Source organism: Alteromonas sp. S167 (assembly GCF_036864375.1).
Classification (GTDB): Bacteria; Pseudomonadota; Gammaproteobacteria; order Enterobacterales; family Alteromonadaceae; genus Alteromonas.
In genome coordinates this window covers 124,214-139,987 of the sequence record NZ_JAZETR010000002.1, presented here as the reverse complement: position 1 = coordinate 139,987, position 15,774 = coordinate 124,214, and the positions used below count along the sequence as shown (strand labels likewise).

Sequence of the window (15,774 nt, the reverse complement as noted above, 5' to 3'; positions counted from 1 at the left end):
AAATTCCCGCATCAAAAACGGCGGGAGAATTCTATGAAACTCACTTCTAAAGGGCGCTATGCAGTAACTGCGATGCTTGATGTAGCTTTGCATTCCAAGCGTGGTCCAGTGCCTCTTGCCGACATATCAGAACGACAAGAAATTTCACTTTCCTATTTAGAACAGCTTTTTTCTCGTTTACGAAAAGAACAGCTAGTTGATAGCGTGCGAGGACCTGGCGGAGGCTATCTGTTGGGTCGAGATGCATGTGACATTGCTATTGGCGAAGTTATTCGTGCGGTTGATGAGTCGATTGACGCTACGCGATGTCAAGGTCAGGCCGACTGTCAAGGCGGTGATCGCTGTTTAACGCACAGCTTATGGCAAGACTTAAGTGATCGCATTTCGGTATTTTTAAATTCAATTACGTTGGGTGAGCTAATGGCGAAGCGAGATGTTCAAGAGGTGGCGGGTCGCCAAGACAGTGCCACGTCGCTTCGCAATATAGCTAACGACATAGAAGTAAGCATTCAACTTTAAATAGGTATTGAGTAACGCATGGCTTTATCAACACCCATTTACCTTGATTACGCTGCCACTACACCGGTAGACCCTGCGGTTGCAGAGGCAATGGCAAAGTGTTTAACCCTAGACGGTAATTTTGGTAATCCTGCTTCTCGCAGCTACCGTTTTGGCTGGATGGCCGAAGAGGCTGTAGATGTAGCGCGCAACAATATTAGTGATGCATTAAATTGCGACCCTCGCGAGATTGTTTTTACATCCGGTGCAACAGAGTCTAACAACCTTGCGATTAAAGGCATTGCAGAAGGATATGCCGGTAAAGGTAAGCATATCATTACGGTTAACACCGAACACAAGGCGGTTCTGGATACGTGCGAATACCTTGAAGAGCAAGGCTTTGAAGTAACCTATCTGGCAGCGCAGCAAGACGGCCTAATTAATCTAAACGATTTAAAAAATGCCATCCGCGAAGACACTATTTTAGTGTCGGTCATGCACGTGAACAATGAGCTAGGTGTAATTCAAGATATTCAAGCCATTGGTGAAACATGTCGCGAAAAAGGCATATTGTTTCATGTGGATGGCGCGCAGAGCGTGGGTAAAATTGCAATAGACCTTTCAGAGCTTCCAGTGGATTTACTGTCGATTTCCGCTCATAAGATGTATGGCCCTAAAGGCATGGGGGCCTTGTACGTTAGAAGACGCCCAAAGATAAATTTGGTATCTCAAATTCACGGCGGCGGTCATGAGCGCGGTATGCGTTCAGGCACCCTAGCTACCCATCAAATAGTTGGTTTGGGTACAGCGATATCTGTAGCCACAGCAAACCTTGAGCAGGAAAGTAAGCGTATTTTAGCGTTGCGAGAACTACTGTGGAATGGCTTGGAGAAGATTGGCGATGTTCATCTTAACGGCCACGAAACACAACGCATACCAGGCATTTTAAACGTGAGCTTTGCCGGTGTGGATGGCGAAAGCTTAATGATGGGACTTAACGATATTGCAGTTTCTTCTGGTTCTGCGTGCACGTCGGCAAGCCTTGAACCTTCATATGTATTAAAAGCAATTGGCCGCAGTAACGAACTTGCTCACGCGGGTATTCGTTTCAGTGTAGGCCGATTTACAACCCAAGAAGACGTTGAATACGTAATCAATAAAGTCACTGACGTAACAACGCGATTAAGAGGCATTGTAAGTGCCTAAAAACAGCAAAAACGCCTACAAAGCGTATTAACAAAAACTTAAGCGAAGCGGCTAGAAATATACTGCTGAATATTTGAGTGAAATAGTCAGGTATTATATACTACCGCACCAAAATTTTAGGCTGCTCATATTGTGGCGAGAGGTTTGTCGGCTTTTTTCTTAAGAAGTATCGAAGAGAAAGAAGTGTTTCAAAGGAACAAACCCAGTAATCACCAAGACCGTGGGGTGATTACTGTGCTAATTCTCTAGCAAACGCACGAAATAAATGGCAGCAAATGCAGGCAAACAAGTGAGATCCCAACATGAGTGAACAGATCGAACAGGCGTTAGAAAGAAAGTACGAAGCCGGTTTCTACTCTGAAATCGAGTCGGAAACGTTTGAAAGCGGCCTGGACGAGTCGGTTATCCGCCGCATATCAGCAGTGAAAAACGAGCCTGAATGGATGCTTGAATGGCGTTTGAAGTCGTACCATGCGTGGCTAGAAATGGAAGAGCCAGACTGGGCGCATGTCGATTATCCAAAAATAGACTACCAAGCCATTTCTTATTACTCGGCACCAAAGAGTATGAAAGATAAGCCTAAGTCGCTTGACGAAGTCGACCCTGAGCTACTTCGTACCTATGAGAAGCTGGGTATTCCATTGCACGAGCAAGAAATGCTAGCCGGTGTTGCGGTAGATGCGGTTTTCGACTCGGTATCTGTTGTTACTACATTCCGTGAAAAGCTTGAAGAAGCTGGCGTTATTTTCTGCCCAATTTCGGAAGCACTTCAAAAGTATCCTGACCTTGTAAAGAAATACATAGGCTCAGTGGTACCGCGTACAGATAACTACTTTGCGGCACTTAACAGTGCTGTATTTACCGATGGTTCATTCGTTTACATTCCAAAAGGCACGCGCTGCCCAATGGAGCTTTCTACATACTTCCGCATTAACGAAATGAACACCGGTCAATTCGAGCGTACGTTAATTGTTGCCGATGAAGGCAGCTACGTAAGCTACCTTGAAGGTTGTACCGCACCTCAGCGCGATGAAAACCAGCTGCACGCGGCCGTGGTTGAACTAGTGGCAATGGACGACGCGCAAATCAAATACTCAACGGTACAAAACTGGTACCCGGGTGACGAGAACGGTAAAGGCGGTATCTACAATTTCGTAACCAAGCGTGGTGTAGCGCATACCAATGCCAAAATTTCGTGGACGCAGGTTGAGACAGGTTCTGCGGTAACGTGGAAGTATCCAAGCTGTGTGCTTAAAGGCGATAACAGTGTAGGTGAGTTCTACTCAGTAGCGCTTACTCGTGGTCGTCAGCAGGCTGATACAGGTACTAAGATGATCCACGTGGGTAAAAACACCAAGTCGACCATCATCTCTAAAGGTATATCAGCGGGTAACAGTAACAATGCCTATCGCGGTTTGGTTCAAATGGGCCCTCGCGCAGACGGTGCACGTAACTTTACCGAGTGTGACTCGCTACTTATCGGTGATAAATGTGGCGCGCACACATTCCCGTATATCGAAAGCCGCAATCCTTCAGCCATTGTTGAGCACGAAGCAACAACATCGAAGGTGAGCGACGAACAATTATTCCTGTGTCAGCAGCGTGGCTTAGACACAGAAAAGGCCGTTTCTATGATTGTTAACGGTTTCTGTAAAGAAGTTTTCAAAGAGCTACCAATGGAATTTGCCGTAGAAGCCGGCAAACTGCTCGAAATTAGTCTTGAAGGTTCAGTGGGGTAATCAATGCTTAGTATCAAGAATTTACATGCCAGCGTGGAAGAGAAAAACATCATTAAAGGTCTTAACCTCGAAGTTAAACCTGGTGAAGTACACGCTATCATGGGCCCCAATGGTGCCGGTAAAAGTACATTAGGTTACGTGCTTTCGGGCCGCGACGGCTATGAAGTTAGCGAAGGTGAAGCGTCACTAAACGGCAAAGACCTGCTTGAACTTGAAGTGGAAGAGCGTGCTCGCGAAGGGCTTTTCCTTGCTTTCCAATACCCGGTAGAAATTCCAGGCGTAAGCAACATGGAATTCATGAAAGAGTCGGTTAACGCTATGCGTGAACAACGTGGTGAAGAGCCGTTGACTGCTGCTGAATTTTTAAAGAAAGCAAAAGAAGCGTGCAAGCAAGTACAGCTGCCATTGGATTTCTTGAAGCGCGGTGTAAATGAAGGCTTCTCGGGTGGTGAGAAAAAGCGTAACGAAATCATGCAAATGATTTTGCTAGAGCCGAAGCTGTGTATTCTTGATGAATCAGATTCAGGCCTTGACGTTGATGCACTACAAGTTGTTGCTGATGGCGTAAACAGCCAGCGCGACGGTGAGCGCAGCTTCATTGTTGTTACCCACTACCAGCGCCTTCTAGACTACATCAAGCCTGACTTCGTACATATCCTAGCTGACGGCAAAATTGTGAAAAGTGGTGACGCATCACTTGCGCTTGAAGTTGAAAAGAGCGGATACGCATTTCTTGGTAAAGCGTACGAGGAGGCTGAGGCATGAGTCAATGGCTAGAACAGGTCATTGATGCGGCGCAAATCTCCGATTACTTAGCGCCCGTGCGTCAGCAGGCCTTAGAAAAGTTAAAAGCCGATGGTTGGCCAGCCCGTAGAAACGAAAGCTGGCGCTTTACACCGCTTTCATCGGTTGAAAAGCGTGAAGCGAATTTAACGGCGAAAGCTGAGAACTTACCCGTTCCTGCTATCGAGAACCTTAACGCTATCGACCTTGTATTTGTAGACGGTGTTTTGGTTACCCAGGTTAATACCCTTGATGTGCCAGCAGGCATGACCATTACATCGCTGAACAGCGACGATGCGTCTACCCAGCAAGCCATTAGCAGCGTATATGGCCAAGTTAAGCCTACACGTCATATGTTTGGCCTAGTGAACGACGCGTTATGCCAACACGGTATCTTCATTAATGTAGAAGCGGGTGCGAAAATTGACACGCCAGTTCGCATTGTGAATATGGCTTCGCAGAACGTTGATGCCCATACACGCGTTGTAGTGAAAGTGGCAGAAGGCGCAAGCGCCACAGTTATCGAGCAAGGTTTTGGTGATACTGAAAGCTTAACCACAGCGTTTGCTGAGTATGACTTGGCTGATGATGCTCACTTAGAGCACTATCGCTTTGCTATGTTTACCGGTAAAGCAAAACAATTAGGTGGCAGTCACTTTAAACTGCATAACCGTACCACGCTAAACAGCACCATGGTGGGTTACGGCAGTGAGCTTTCTCGCTTAGACGTTGATATTCATCACGCTGGTGAATTCGCTGATGCGAAAATGAACGCTATTTATCTTCTGGCAGAAGGCGAGCTATTCGACCTTCACTCAACCATTGAGCACGCGATGCCTAATGGCACAACAGAAGAAAACGCTCGCGGTATCGTTGGTGACAAAGCGCGTGCGGTATTTAATGGTCGTATTCATATCCATCGCGATGCGCAAAAGACACTGGCCGAACTTAACAACCGCAACTTGTTGCTATCGCGCCGTGGTGTTATCAACACCAAGCCAGAGCTTGAGATTTATGCCGACGACGTAAAATGTGCCCACGGTGCAACAGTGGCAGAAATTGAAGAAGAAGCCTTGTATTACTTGCTAACTCGCGGTGTTTCTCGCAGTAAAGCACTGGTAATGCTTAACTTTGGCTTTATTCAAGAGCTTATTAATGACGTACCTAATACAGCGGTACGAAACTGGCTAGCCCCAATCTTAAGTGAGCGTTTCTCTCAGATGGAGGTGAAATGAGCTTAGACGTTGCAGCACTTCGTGCCCAGTTTCCTATTTTATCGAAAACGGTAGACGGCAAGCCGCTGGTATACCTAGATAATGCAGCAACCACACAGAAGCCTCAGGCTGTGATTGATGCGCTGATGGATTTTTACACGGGCACCAATGCAAACGTGCACCGCGGTGCGCACCATTTGTCTGATGAGGCAACGCGCCGCTATGAAAATGCACGTAGCAGCGTAGCGAGTTTCATTAACGCAAGCGCCCGAGAAGAAGTTATTTGGACGTCAGGCACAACAGAAGCCATTAATATTGTGGCTAATGGCCTTGGTCAGCTTTTAAGTGAAGGCGACGAGGTCATGGTGACCGAGCTTGAGCACCATGCAAACTTAGTTACATGGCAGCAGGCGTGTCGTCGCTCTGGTGCAACATTAAATGTTGTACCTATTTTTGATAGCGGAGAACTTGATGTTGAGGCATTCGGCAGACTGCTATCGGAAAAAACCAAGCTTGTAGCGTTTCCACACGTATCGAATGCGTTAGGCACCGTAAACCCTATAAAGGCGTTAACTGAAAAAGCCAAAGCCGTTGGTGCGTTGGTATTGGTAGATGGCGCACAAGGTATTGCTCATGGCGGTGTTGACGTACAAGACATCGGCTGTGACTTCTATGCGTTCTCAGGCCACAAACTATTCGGACCAACAGGTATCGGCTGTTTGTGGGGTAAAAAAGAGGTGCTAGAAACCTGGCCTGTGTGGCAGGTAGGCGGCGAAATGATTAAAGACGTCACCTACCATGAAGCTACTTGGGGCGCTTTGCCAAACCGCCTTGAAGCCGGTACGCCTAACATTGCTGGCGCTATTGGTATGGGCGTTGCAGTAGACTGGTTCAGCGCGCTTGATGTACAAGCATTACACGAGCATGAGCAGAAATTGCTGGCCTATGCCACCGAGCAAGCGCAAGCGCTTGAAGGAATGCGTATCATTGGAACAGCGCCTAACAAAGTTGGCGTGCTTAGCTTCCTACTTGATGGTGCCCATCCGGCGGATGTTGGCTTTATTCTGGACCGTCAAGGTGTAGCGATTCGTACCGGCGATAACTGCGCACAACCGCTAATGAAGCGCTTTGGTATTCCGGGTACTGCACGTGCATCGTTCTCAATTTACAATACGCTTGAAGAAGTGGACAGCTTATTTGCTGCACTTAAGAAAGCAAAAATGATGTTGGCCTAAGGAGGCACTATGAGTGTTGAAACTTTTGTTCCAAGCACAAAACTCATTTCGCTAACTGACAGTGCCGTTAAGCATTTCGAAAGTAAGCTTAAAGACAAGCCTGGTCAGTTAATTCGTTTATCAACCAAAGTAAGCGGATGCACTGGCTACGCTTATGTGCTTGATTTTGCAGATGGCGCAGAAGCAGATGACGAAATTATTGAAATTTCTCCAGTGCTGAACGTTGCGGTAGCGTCTGATGCTACTGAGCTTTTACGCAATACTGAAATTGACTACGTGATGGAAGGCGTAAATGGCGTTATTAAATACAATAACCCTAACGTGGTTGATGAATGCGGTTGCGGCGAGAGCTTCAACGTAGGCTAATAGCCAATACTTTTTAACAACAGGCACTAAGCAGTATATGAAGCAAAAGATGGTGACTACTGAACGCGACTGTAAAGCGCGTTTGGTACCTGCAGGTAATCCAACCGTAATTCCTGAAGGCGAGTTCGTTAATATTACGCAGGAGCTTGGCGGAAACTATACAATTACGTGGCGCGGTAATATGTATCGCATTGACGGTACAGACGCTGGCGCTATTGGCCGTAAGGCAATGACGCTAAGTTTCGATGTGCCAGAAGATGGCAACATCAGCGAACAGCAAGTATGGGATGCCCTAGAAACCATCTTCGACCCAGAAATACCGATTAATCTAGTCTCGCTTGGCCTAATCTATAAAGTAGATATAAACCAAGCTTCAGGCGAGGTTAACATTGATATGACATTGACTGCACCTGGATGCGGAATGGGGCCAGTACTTGTGGGCGATGTGGAATATCGTGTTGCCATGGTGCCTCATGTTAAGAATGTGAATGTTGAGTTGGTGTTCGACCCAGCTTGGTCACGTGATATGATGAGTGAAGAAGCGCAGCTTGAAGCTGGATTGTTTTTCTAAGCTTATCTAAAACTTTCAAATTACCTCTTTACCTATAAACGGAAATGACGATGCAATTACCTAGCAGTGACGAGATTATTGATGATTTAGCGTTCTTCGATGATTGGGAACAGCGTTATCAGTACATCATCGACTTAGGTAAATCTATCCCCGGTTTATCTGAAGAAGCTAAAACCCCGGAACGCTTAGTTAAAGGGTGCCAGAGCAGTGTTTGGCTAGTAGAGTCTTACGACGGTGAAAAAGTGAGTTTTGACGTCGACAGCGATGCTGTAATTGTTCAAGGCCTACTTGCTTTAGTGCTTGCCGCTTATAATGAGAAATCGCCAAACGATATTTTAGCGTTCGATATCGACGGTTATTTTGAAGCGCTTGATCTTGAACGTCACATTACGCCAACTCGCGGTAATGGTTTGCGCGCTATTGTCGGCAAAATACAAGAGCTGGCGAAAGCAAACGCATAAGGTCGCCTTTCTTTATTTAGCAGGTATTTTCAAACTAATACCTGCTTATGCAAAACAATGTATACAATGTCATCATATTGTCATATCTAGCACGCTAACTAACACACAGCTTTACTCATAAAAACAGTGCTTTAAGGCAGTTTTGACAAAGTCTCTGGTCAAGCTGCTATTTATTGCCTATAATTCGCGACCAAAATTTTTAAGATACATACTATTTGTTTGGAGAGAAAACATGGCTCTTGAGCGTACTTTTTCGATTATCAAGCCTGATGCGGTAGCTAAAAACGTAATCGGTGCAATCTACAACCGTTTCGAATCTGCAGGTCTTCGCATTGTGGCATCTAAGATGATCCACATGAGCAAAGAGCAAGCAGAAGGTTTCTATGCAGAACACAAAGAGCGTCCTTTCTTCGGCGCACTTGTAGACTTCATGACATCTGGCCCAGTTATGGTTCAAGTACTAGAAGGCGAAAACGCAGTTCTAGCAAACCGTGAAATCATGGGCGCAACTAACCCAGCTGATGCAGCTGCAGGTACACTACGTTCAGACTACGCTGCGTCAATCGACGAAAACGCAGTACACGGTTCTGACGCTCCTGAGTCAGCAGCACGTGAAATCGCATACTTCTTCTCTGAAGAAGAAATCTGCCCACGTACTCGCTAAGATTGTGTAAGCAGTAAGAACGGGGCCTAAGGGCCCCGTTCTTGTTTGTCAGATGTGCTTAGTGTCTGATCACGCGTTATGCAGCTTTGCTCGGCGCTCATTTAGGCAGACTAAACGACGCTTCTCGCGCATTGCCTAACACGCGCTCAGTCACTAAGAAAAAGGCACACGTTATGCAGCTTTGCTCGGCGCTCATTTAGGCAGACTAAACGACGCTTCTCGCGCACTGCCTAACACGCGCTCAGTCACTAAGAAAAAGGCACGCGTTATGAAGCTTTGCTCGGCGCTCATTTAGGCAGACTAAACGACGCTTCTCGCGCATTGCCAAACTTAACCTTGCTCTGCGTTAAATCGGCTTTTTCTCTATTCTCTTCTGTGGTAGAATCCGCGCAATTTTTAAACAGTGAATGTTATCTTCTTCAAGGCTTTTCGTCAGTAGGTTAAGGCTTGGTCAATTCGCTGGTTTTTACATCATATTCAGCAGTGTGAGGGGCGCCCCTCAAGGTTAAAGGGTCATTCAATTCATGGCAAAAACGAACTTATTAAATCTTAATCGCGAAGGCTTGCGCAATTTCTTTAAGGAAATGGGTGAGAAGCCATTTCGTGCCGACCAGGTAATGAAGTGGATTTACCAGCACGGTATCAGCGATTTCGAAGAAATGAGTAACCTCAATAAAAATTTGCGTGCCATGCTTATTGAAAATTGTGAGATAAAAGCGCCTGAAATTGCTTATTTCCAAGAAGCCAGTGATGGCACTATCAAGTTCGCGCTTACACTTGAAGGCGGTCAAGAAGTAGAGTCGGTGTGGATCCCAGAAACTGATCGCGCAACGCTTTGCGTTTCTTCGCAAGTAGGTTGTGCACTAGAGTGCACCTTTTGCTCTACGGCACAGCAGGGTTTCAACCGTAACCTAAGCGTAAGTGAAATTATTGGTCAGGTATGGCGCGTTGCTACCTTCCTTGGTCTGTCGAAAGATTCAAGCAAACGCCCAATTACTAACGTAGTAATGATGGGTATGGGTGAGCCATTGCTTAACCTTAAAAACGTCGTGCCGGCAATGGACATTATGCTAGACGACTTTGGTTTCGGTTTATCAAAACGTCGCGTTACTTTAAGTACATCTGGCGTTGTACCTGCGCTTGATATGTTGGGTGACCAAATCGACGTGGCGTTGGCCATATCGCTTCACGCGCCAACAGATGAACTTCGAGATGAGATAGTGCCAGTAAACAAAAAGTACAACATCGAAGCGTTCCTAGCGGGCGTTCGTCGTTACTTGGCGAAGTCGAAAGCGAACCAAGGTCGTGTTACGGTAGAGTACGTAATGCTATCGAACATAAACGATAGCACTGAACAGGCGCATCAGCTTGCTAAAGTATTAAAAGATACTCCTAGTAAGATAAATTTAATACCATTTAACCCATACCCGGGTTCACCGTACACCTGTTCAAGTAACTCACGCATCGACAGATTCGCAAAAGTGCTTATGGAATATGGGTTTACCACCGTTGTTCGCAAAACACGAGGCGACGATATTGACGCTGCATGCGGTCAATTGGTGGGTGATGTTGTTGATAGAACAAAAAGATTATTAAAAAAACAGATGAAGGGCGAAGCAATTTCAGTAAAAATGGCCCAATAATCATCAAGATATTAGGGTAAGTCTATGCGAACAGGATTGCGTTCTTCACTAAGGATTTGTTTACTTGGCGCTGCGCTAGCGGCGTCAGGTTGTGTTAGCAACAACCAAGCTGGCAGCTATGGCAGTAACTTCGACCGCGAAGAAGCTGCTAAAACGCGAATGTCGCTTGGGCTTACCTACCTTCAAAACAACAATTACTCTCAAGCTAAAAAGAACCTCGATAAAGCCCTTGCTTTCGACCCGCGCTCTGCTGACGTTCAATACGCTATGGCGTATTACTATCAGTTAGTGGGCGACAACCAGCGAGCTGAAGAGTTTTACGAGGCGGCCATAGACTTGGCACCCAACAATGGCGATATAGCAAACAGTTACGGCGCTTTTAAATGTCAAAACGGACAATATGAAGACGCAAAAGCTTACTTCTTCGATGCCATCAATAACCGACTGTATGCTAACGCTGCGCAGACTTACGAAAACTTAGCACTTTGCGCACAAAGCCAAGGTAATCTTGAAGAAGCAACGAATTACTTCAAGGAAGCGTTAAAGCATCAGCCTGCCAGAGCAAAAAGCTTATACCTTCTTACTCAGCTTTATACCGTTTCCGAGCAATGGGATTTGGCGAAGCAAACGTCAAAGCAATATGAGAAAGTAGCACGAGTTTCTCCCGACTCTTTATGGCTTGCCTACGAAATTGCGAAAGGGCAGGGCGATTTAGAAACTGCAAAAGGCTACGGTGAAATGATGCAGTCATTGTTTCCCGATAATCCATTAACCGCACGCTTTGAAAAGGAGAGCGCGTCTTCTCCTAACCGCATTGTTAAAGTGGTTAAAAATAGCGACAACGCAGCCCCCTCAAAAACGACAGCCATGGATAAATCAGTACCTGAAGTAAAAAGTGCTCAGCCCAAGGCAAGTGACACTGGTATTGAGCGTACCGTGCGTCAGGCTAGTACGAATACCGAAAACGCCGCTAGCGTAAACGCACAAGCGAGTAAAACTAGTATTGCTAAAGCGCAAAGTAATAAATTATCAGCTGAAACACCAAAAATCCATGTAGTAAAACCGGGCGAAAACTTATATCGTATTTCGCTATTGCACAATATTAAGATGGCAACACTGCAAGAGTGGAATAACCTAGGAAATACTGGCGCTATTATTGCTGGTCAGTCGCTTTGGTTAGTACCACCTAGTATGCAGGAGGAATAAGGTTTAATGGTGTCAGAAGAACAAGCGAAACAAGACGTAGATTCGCAACAAAACGAAAGCACGCCAAGTCCAGGTGCCATGCTAAAGGCACGCCGCGAGGCATTGGGCCTCTCGCAACAAGAAATTGCGGATAAGTTGTTTTTAAAAGCTCAGCAAATCAACGATTTAGAAAACGATAAACTGGACGGTAACGCCTCGATAACGTTTACCAAGGGCTACGTAAGAAATTACGCAAAGCAGGTAAATATGAATTCGCAAGACGTGATTGAAGCCTTCGAGCGCTTCCATAATCAAAAGTCAGTACCGTCATCGGATAAACTGCAAAGTTTTTCGAAACGTGTCGCAAAACAGACACACGACGACAGGTGGATGATGGTAACTTACGTGATCCTCCTGTTAATCATTGCGGGAGTAGTGGCTTGGTGGTATCAACAGCCTGGTGATGATGCTGTGAGTGATGTGTCGCTTCCCGATGCGGTGATGGAAGAAGCTGCCAATACACCTATTCCTGAAAAAGCGACGGGTACCGTTACCTCGCAAGAAAGCGCATCAACGTTAACTGATTCTGAGAGTACGTCTAACGATGAATTAACGCTTCCATCAACGACGCAGCCACAGCAGACAAGTCAGTCTGCGCAGCAAGACAACGTGACACCAGAAGAAGACGCGCTTTCACAAAGTGGTTTTACTCAAGAGGGTAACCTTGATGATGGCGCCATATCAGCACCAGACACGGCTATTAACGACAGTAACAATTTAACCGAACTTGTTGCTTCAGCCACCAACTCACCTGATATTGATTTAACGAGTAATGCCGCACCTGTATCGATGACATTTACCTTTGATGATGATTGTTGGGTAAATATTACTGATGCTACGGGTGAAGCTATTGCCTATGGCGTTAAGCAAAAAGGTCGAATTATGGAAATTCAGGGCGTACCTCCGGTTGAAGTTACGCTCGGCGCACCGGATAATGTGCGTATATCAGTAAATGGCGATGCTGTTGATATTTCTTCTTACCAAAATGGTAGAACAGCGCGCTTTACACTTCCTATGTAGGTTAATTAGATGTTTGCAGAAAGTCCTATCAAGCGCAGAAAGTCGACGCGTATCAATGTAGGTAATGTTCCAATAGGCGATGGAGCTCCCATTGCTGTTCAATCAATGACTAATACACGCACCACAGATGTGGCGGCTACGGTTGATCAAATAAACCGTATCGTGGCTGTGGGCGGTGAAATTGTGCGTGTTTCAGTGCCTACCATGGAAGCGGCAGAAGCATTCAAAGAAATTAAAAAGCAGGTGAGTGTGCCTTTGGTGGCTGACATTCACTTCGATTATCGCATTGCGCTTAAAGTGGCTGAATACGGCGTAGACTGCCTTAGAATTAATCCGGGAAACATTGGCAATATGGAGCGCGTTCGCTCTGTTGTCGATTGTGCAAAGGATAAAAATATTCCTATCCGTATAGGCGTAAATGGCGGGTCTTTAGAAAAAGATCTACAAGAAAAGTACGGCGAACCAACACCTGAGGCGCTTGTAGAGTCGGCTATGCGCCATGTTGACATTCTAGATAAGCTCAACTTTGACCAGTTCAAAGTAAGCGTTAAAGCATCTGATGTTTTTCTTGCCGTTGGCGCATATCGATTACTGGCAAAGGAAATTGATCAGCCTCTACATTTAGGTATTACCGAAGCTGGCGGTCAGCGTGCTGGAGCAGTCAAAAGTGCGGTAGGTTTGGGCATGCTTCTAGCAGAGGGTATCGGTGATACGCTGCGCGTTTCACTTGCCGCAGACCCTGTTGAAGAAATCAAAGTGGGTTTTGATATTCTTAAGTCGCTACGTATTCGCTCGCGCGGTATTAACTTTATTGCGTGCCCAAGCTGTTCACGACAAGAGTTTGATGTTATCGGCACAGTAAACGCGCTAGAACAACGTTTAGAAGATATTCTGACACCTATGGACGTGTCTATCATCGGTTGTGTAGTAAATGGGCCTGGCGAAGCTGAAGTGTCGGACATAGGCTTAACCGGTGCACGCAACATGAGCGGTCTTTATGAAGATGGTAAGCGTGTGAAAGAGCGCCTTCCGAATGATGACCTAGTAGATAAGCTTGAAGCAAAAATCCGCGCTAAAGCCGCTCGTATGAGCGAAGAAAATAAAATTCAGGTTTCTGTTAAAGACTAAGCCGCTTTTTGTTCATTGTTGTTTACTTCCAAAGCCCCTATAATGCGGGGCTTTTCACTATTTAGCAGTATGAGAATTTCACGTGGCTAAGACTATTCAGGCAATTCGAGGCATGAATGACTGCCTACCGGAGATTTCCGGCACATGGCAAAAGGTAGAATCTGTACTTCGTCAGGTTGTGGCGAGCTACGGCTACCAAGAAATACGCACGCCCATTGTTGAAAGCACAGATTTATTTAAGCGTTCTATCGGTGAAGTTACCGATATCGTTGAAAAAGAAATGTACACATTTGAAGACCGCAATGGTGACAGCTTAACGCTTCGCCCAGAAGGTACAGCAAGCTGTGTACGCGCGGGTAATGAGCACGGTCTGTTGTATAACCAACAGCAACGTTTGTGGTACATGGGTCCTATGTTCCGCCATGAACGTCCGCAAAAAGGTCGCTATCGTCAGTTTCACCAGTTTGGTGTTGAAACGTACGGTATGGACGGGCCAGATATCGACCTAGAAGTCATTATGTTAAGTGCGCGCTTTTGGAAAGCATTTGGCATTGAAAAACATGTAAAGCTTCAAATTAACACGTTAGGTTCTAACGAAGCGCGCGCAGCGTACCGTGACACGCTAGTAGAGTTTTTGAAAGCGCGCGCTGATAAGCTAGACGAAGACTCGTTGCGCCGCCTTGAAACTAATCCACTTCGTGTTTTAGATAGCAAAAATCCTGACGTTCAGGCGGCAATCGAAGATGCCCCAGCGCTTATCGACCACCTTGATGAAGAATCTAAAGTTCATTTTGAAACATTGTGCTCTCGCTTAACGCAAGCGGGTATTGAATTTGAGATAAACCCACGCTTAGTACGCGGCCTTGATTACTACAATCGCACGGTGTTTGAATGGGTAACCGACAGCCTAGGCGCACAAGGTACGGTATGTGCGGGTGGTCGTTATGATGGACTTGTCGAGCAGCTTGGCGGTAAAGCAACGCCAGCAGTTGGTTTTGCCATGGGCATCGAACGTTTGGTACTGTTGCTCACCACGCTAACTGATGAAGGCAAAGATACTAGCTTTGCTGACGTTTATGTCACCGCTATGGGCGACGATGCTCAGCCTTACGCATTGGAAGTTGCAGAGCATTTGCGTAACACACTGACGGATACGCGTGTAATGATGCACTGTGGTGGCGGAAACTTTAAAAAACAGCTTAAACGCGCAGACAAAACGGGCGCACGCCTTGCGCTGCTTTTGGGCTCTGATGAAATGCAAGCACGTGAGGTAGGTGTTAAACCACTTCGCGATGGACAAGAACAAGTTACAGTAAGCTTCGATACCTTAGCCGATAAGGTACAAGAGATGCTTAGCGCAAAATAATAAGAGGACATCATGGAACGTTTCGAAACAGAAGAACAACAAGTAGAAGCCATAAAGCGTTTTTGGAAAGAGCACGGTACTGCAATTATTGTGGGTGCTGCATTAGGTCTTGGCGGTCTATGGGGCTGGCGCTACTTTTCAGAAACTCAGCTTGCTAGCAAAGAGGCAGCGTCTGTTGCTTATCAAGAAGCCGTTGAATCTCTAGCTGCTGAAGGTGGTGAAGCGAAGGTTGATGCGTTTATTGAAGCGAATAAAGACAGTGGCTATGCAAGTATTGCAAGTTTGCTTGCGGCTAAGCAAGCCGTTGATTCTGGTGATTTAGACGCTGCTGCGTCGCACCTAAATCGCGTTGTAACGTTTGCCGAAAGCGAAGAAATGAAAGCTGTCGCGTCGCTTCGTCTATCAAGAGTACAAATTGAAATGAACCAGCTTGATGCGGCGTTGTCTACGCTAGGCAACGTAACAAACGACGCATTCTCAGCTGAAGTTTCAGAATTGAAAGGCGATGTGTATGCAAAGCAGTCAAAGTTTGACGACGCTCGCCTAGCTTACTCAAGTGCGTTAGAAAAAAATGCCAATAACCCGCTATTACAAATGAAGCTGGACAACTTGTCTGTTGCCGCTGGTCAGTAATC

At 46.1% G+C, this 15,774-nt stretch carries 16 protein-coding genes; all 16 read left to right on the top strand.

Annotation, left to right across the window (positions count from 1 at the left end; genetic code table 11):
- The first annotated feature begins 33 nt into the window (after window positions 1-33).
- The 16 genes from iscR (at window position 34) to V7R35_RS03805 (ending at window position 15,772) form a co-directional block, all read left to right on the top strand.
- Window positions 34-519, top strand: a complete 486-nt coding sequence (iscR, locus tag V7R35_RS03880; protein ID WP_334013394.1) for a Fe-S cluster assembly transcriptional regulator IscR — start codon at window positions 34-36, stop codon at window positions 517-519.
- Between the two features lie 18 nt (window positions 520-537).
- On the top strand, window positions 538-1,704 hold the full coding sequence (locus V7R35_RS03875; protein WP_334013393.1) for an IscS subfamily cysteine desulfurase: 1,167 nt from the start codon (window positions 538-540) through the stop codon (window positions 1,702-1,704).
- 302 nt (window positions 1,705-2,006) lie between these two features.
- A complete protein-coding gene (gene sufB, locus V7R35_RS03870) occupies window positions 2,007-3,443 on the top strand; it encodes a Fe-S cluster assembly protein SufB (protein WP_334013392.1) in 1,437 nt (478 codons plus the stop codon).
- Window positions 3,444-3,446: 3 nt separating this feature from the next.
- Window positions 3,447-4,208 (top strand): Fe-S cluster assembly ATPase SufC, encoded by a 762-nt coding sequence (gene sufC, locus V7R35_RS03865; RefSeq protein ID WP_334013391.1) that lies wholly within the window; start codon window positions 3,447-3,449, stop codon window positions 4,206-4,208.
- Window positions 4,205-5,461, top strand: coding sequence for a Fe-S cluster assembly protein SufD (gene sufD, locus V7R35_RS03860; RefSeq protein ID WP_334013390.1), 1,257 nt, complete (start codon window positions 4,205-4,207; stop codon window positions 5,459-5,461). The genes sufC and sufD overlap by 4 nt, the downstream gene beginning before the upstream one ends.
- On the top strand, window positions 5,458-6,675 hold the full coding sequence (locus tag V7R35_RS03855) for an aminotransferase class V-fold PLP-dependent enzyme (protein ID WP_334013389.1): 1,218 nt from the start codon (window positions 5,458-5,460) through the stop codon (window positions 6,673-6,675). The genes sufD and V7R35_RS03855 overlap by 4 nt, the downstream gene beginning before the upstream one ends.
- Window positions 6,676-6,684: 9 nt before the next feature.
- A complete protein-coding gene (locus tag V7R35_RS03850; RefSeq protein ID WP_334013388.1) occupies window positions 6,685-7,041 on the top strand; it encodes a HesB/IscA family protein in 357 nt (118 codons plus the stop codon).
- Window positions 7,042-7,078: 37 nt separating this feature from the next.
- The gene (gene sufT / locus V7R35_RS03845; protein WP_334013387.1) at window positions 7,079-7,612 is read left to right on the top strand and encodes a putative Fe-S cluster assembly protein SufT; all 534 of its coding nucleotides are present in this window, start codon (window positions 7,079-7,081) and stop codon (window positions 7,610-7,612) included.
- 50 nt (window positions 7,613-7,662) lie between these two features.
- Window positions 7,663-8,073, top strand: a complete 411-nt coding sequence (locus V7R35_RS03840; protein ID WP_334013386.1) for a SufE family protein — start codon at window positions 7,663-7,665, stop codon at window positions 8,071-8,073.
- A gap of 232 nt (window positions 8,074-8,305) precedes the next feature.
- Complete coding sequence (gene ndk, locus V7R35_RS03835) at window positions 8,306-8,737, top strand: nucleoside-diphosphate kinase (RefSeq protein ID WP_012519000.1); 432 nt, start codon at window positions 8,306-8,308, stop codon at window positions 8,735-8,737.
- A 524-nt stretch (window positions 8,738-9,261) separates the two neighbouring features.
- Window positions 9,262-10,380: a bifunctional tRNA (adenosine(37)-C2)-methyltransferase TrmG/ribosomal RNA large subunit methyltransferase RlmN gene (locus V7R35_RS03830; protein WP_334013385.1), complete on the top strand. Its 1,119-nt coding sequence runs from the start codon at window positions 9,262-9,264 to the stop codon at window positions 10,378-10,380.
- A 24-nt stretch (window positions 10,381-10,404) separates the two neighbouring features.
- Window positions 10,405-11,586 carry a type IV pilus biogenesis/stability protein PilW gene (gene pilW, locus V7R35_RS03825; protein ID WP_334013384.1) on the top strand — a complete coding sequence of 394 codons (1,182 nt, stop codon included), beginning with the start codon at window positions 10,405-10,407 and terminating at the stop codon, window positions 11,584-11,586.
- A gap of 6 nt (window positions 11,587-11,592) precedes the next feature.
- Window positions 11,593-12,645 carry a RodZ domain-containing protein gene (locus V7R35_RS03820; RefSeq protein WP_334013383.1) on the top strand — a complete coding sequence of 351 codons (1,053 nt, stop codon included), beginning with the start codon at window positions 11,593-11,595 and terminating at the stop codon, window positions 12,643-12,645.
- 9 nt (window positions 12,646-12,654) lie between these two features.
- The gene (ispG, locus tag V7R35_RS03815) at window positions 12,655-13,773 is read left to right on the top strand and encodes a flavodoxin-dependent (E)-4-hydroxy-3-methylbut-2-enyl-diphosphate synthase (RefSeq protein ID WP_334013382.1); all 1,119 of its coding nucleotides are present in this window, start codon (window positions 12,655-12,657) and stop codon (window positions 13,771-13,773) included.
- An 82-nt stretch (window positions 13,774-13,855) separates the two neighbouring features.
- On the top strand, window positions 13,856-15,139 hold the full coding sequence (gene hisS, locus V7R35_RS03810; RefSeq protein WP_334013381.1) for a histidine--tRNA ligase: 1,284 nt from the start codon (window positions 13,856-13,858) through the stop codon (window positions 15,137-15,139).
- Between the two features lie 12 nt (window positions 15,140-15,151).
- Window positions 15,152-15,772 (top strand): YfgM family protein, encoded by a 621-nt coding sequence (locus V7R35_RS03805; protein WP_334013380.1) that lies wholly within the window; start codon window positions 15,152-15,154, stop codon window positions 15,770-15,772.
- Window positions 15,773-15,774: the final 2 nt, after the last annotated feature.